Source organism: uncultured Campylobacter sp. (genome assembly GCF_937997465.1).
In the GTDB taxonomy this organism is placed as follows: Bacteria; Campylobacterota; Campylobacteria; order Campylobacterales; family Campylobacteraceae; genus Campylobacter_A.
Genome location: NZ_CALKTQ010000278.1, coordinates 1 through 2148, shown reverse-complemented (window position 1 = coordinate 2148; position 2148 = coordinate 1). Strand labels below are relative to the sequence as shown.

Sequence of the window (2148 nt, the reverse complement as noted above, 5' to 3'; positions counted from 1 at the left end):
GGAGCCACAGAGGCTCACGACCGTTTTATTATTTGTTTATAAAATTTTTCTCTAGCCACTCGATAGCTTTTGCTTCGGTTTCGAAGCGTCCGCTTTTAGCGACTTGATTTTGCCCCTCGTAGAAGCGGATCCTGATACCGTCTTGGACGCTATCTACCTTTACTCTGGTGATCTTATCTTTGTTTAGATAGACCCTATCGTTTAGTTTTACGTACATTTTTTCTCCCTTAAATTGATGTGGTTTTATTTCTTTTTATCTTTTTTGTCGTCTTTAGTTGCCTCATTTTTCTCGCCGTCTTTTTTCAAAAACAGCTCCTTAAAGCGCTTATCCGCAAAATCCTCAATGTCGTTTTGAAGCTGCCTATAGGCGTTTATGAGCTCATGCGCACGCTCGTTTAGCGTCGTGCCTGCGTTTTCTCCGCCGCCTTGCCTAGTCGTAAAAAGCTCCTCTTTTAGATTTTTTTGCAAAATTTGCAGATGAGTCCAGCATTTTTTATAGTTCATGCCTAGGATTTCGGCGGCCTTTGAGATCGAGCCGACCTCGGCGATGACGTCCAGGACTTCGGTTTTGCCCTTACCGAAGATCAGCTCACCCTCGTCGTTTTCTATCCAAGTTTTGGTTTTTACTCTCATCTTTTTTCCTTTCTTCTCCTTAAAACACCCCAACTGGCAGTATTTCACGTCGATTTTATAGTCTTTTAGCGTCGAGCGGATCGTCTTTAGACCCACGCCCGCAGCCGCATCTCTAGCGTCTTTGCACAGGATTCTGTCTTTTTCGTCGGTCATCTGCTTTAGCTGCGTCATCACGGTGTATTTGCCACGTCCGTTTTCCAGCCCGCCAAACTGCCCCAGCTCGCAGTTGTCGATCTTTACGCCCATTTTTTCGGCCTCGTCGCTGACCAGCCCGACCTCTACGCCTAGCTTTGCAGCGATCTTAAACGCCGCGCCGCAGTCTAGCCTACCCTTTGGATTTAGCAGTTTGGTTATCAGTTCGCGGATTTGCTCACTCATAGATTCTCTCCGCGCCGCTATATACGTTTATGTTTTCGCCGCGAGCAAAGCCGCACAGCGTGAGGTTAAATTTACGCGCTATTACGACGCCAAGGCTAGTCGGAGCCGTACGCGAGACGAGCACTGGGATGCCGTGCATGACAGCCTTTGCTACCATCTCGGAGCTGAGCCTTCCGCTCACCATCAAAAACGAATTTTGCAGCTGCGCGCCGGCTAATACCGCTTTGCCGACGGCTTTGTCTATCGTGTTGTGCTGGGCAATATCCTCGCCGATGTAAAACTGCTCGCCACTAACAAAAAGCTTAGCCGTGTGCACGCAGCCAGTCATCTCGTAAAGCTCGCACTGCGTGTAAAACTGCCCCATCTGGCGCAAAATTTCGTCTTTGTGAAATTTAACCTCGCCCTTTATCGAGCGCGCCGCCATGGCCCCCGGGTCGATGTTTGCCGTCGAGCTGCGTCCACAGCCGCTGATTATCACCTTTTCCTCATCAAACTGCTCGAGGCGCTTTTCGTTGATTTTGGCCTTTACCCGCACGCTTAAAGCGTCCTCTGAGAACTCGATACTCTCGATATCCTCGGGGCTTGCGATCAAATTTTCGCTGATTAGGTAGCCCGCAGCCAGAGCCTCCTGATCGGTCGGAGTGGCCATCAGCGCGCCGAAACGCTTGCCGTTTATGTAGATCTCAAGCTTGATCTCGCGCACCAAAATATCGTCCACGGCACTTTTTTGCGCGCCTTTAAATTTGATGATTTGCGTCGTAAAAATAGGTTGCATGATTTTCCTTAATTTTTGCGAAATGATAGCTTGAAAATCTAAATTTAAGATTTGATTGTAGTGAATTATTGCTTAAATCAAGCAAAAACTTAAACTATTTTTAGTGCGATTTTATCGGTCTTTTATGATGATTTATATATGCAAATTTAGCATATATCTTAAATGCAAAATTTCCGTAATCGCCACAAAAAGCTTCACTACTAGTTTAGTCTAAATTTGACTTTTTCATTCCACCCCTTTCCAAATTTAACCCAAAAAATATTTGCCCCAAATTCCAGTTTGCGAAATTAAATTTTTCTACTTCATTTATCAAAATACCTAAAATTCCGATAATCGTTAATGTAGAATATTTTAGTGACAAA

General features: G+C 45.4%; 3 protein-coding genes. All 3 read right to left on the bottom strand.

Annotation, left to right across the window (positions count from 1 at the left end):
* Positions 1 to 28: 28 nt before the first annotated feature.
* Genes Q0546_RS09200 through fdhD form a run of 3 tightly spaced genes read right to left on the bottom strand, consistent with a single transcriptional unit; the run spans position 29 to position 1786 of the window.
* Positions 29 to 217, bottom strand: a complete 189-nt coding sequence (locus Q0546_RS09200) for a hypothetical protein (RefSeq protein WP_004321084.1) — start codon at positions 215 to 217, stop codon at positions 29 to 31.
* Between the two features lie 26 nt (positions 218 to 243).
* Entirely contained in the window at positions 244 to 1011 is a 768-nt protein-coding gene (locus Q0546_RS09195) for a LysR family transcriptional regulator (protein WP_298792420.1), read from the bottom strand.
* Positions 1004 to 1786, bottom strand: a complete 783-nt coding sequence (gene fdhD, locus Q0546_RS09190) for a formate dehydrogenase accessory sulfurtransferase FdhD (protein ID WP_298792418.1) — start codon at positions 1784 to 1786, stop codon at positions 1004 to 1006. The genes Q0546_RS09195 and fdhD overlap by 8 nt, the downstream gene beginning before the upstream one ends.
* Positions 1787 to 2148 lie beyond the last annotated feature (362 nt).

Coding starts and splice junctions, on each gene's coding strand:
- Q0546_RS09195 (WP_298792420.1), bottom strand. CDS start 1,011: ATGAGTGAGCAAATCCGCGAACTGATAACCAAACTGCTAAATCCAAAG.
- fdhD (WP_298792418.1), bottom strand. CDS start 1,786: ATGCAACCTATTTTTACGACGCAAATCATCAAATTTAAAGGCGCGCAA.
- Q0546_RS09200 (WP_004321084.1), bottom strand. CDS start 217: ATGTACGTAAAACTAAACGATAGGGTCTATCTAAACAAAGATAAGATC.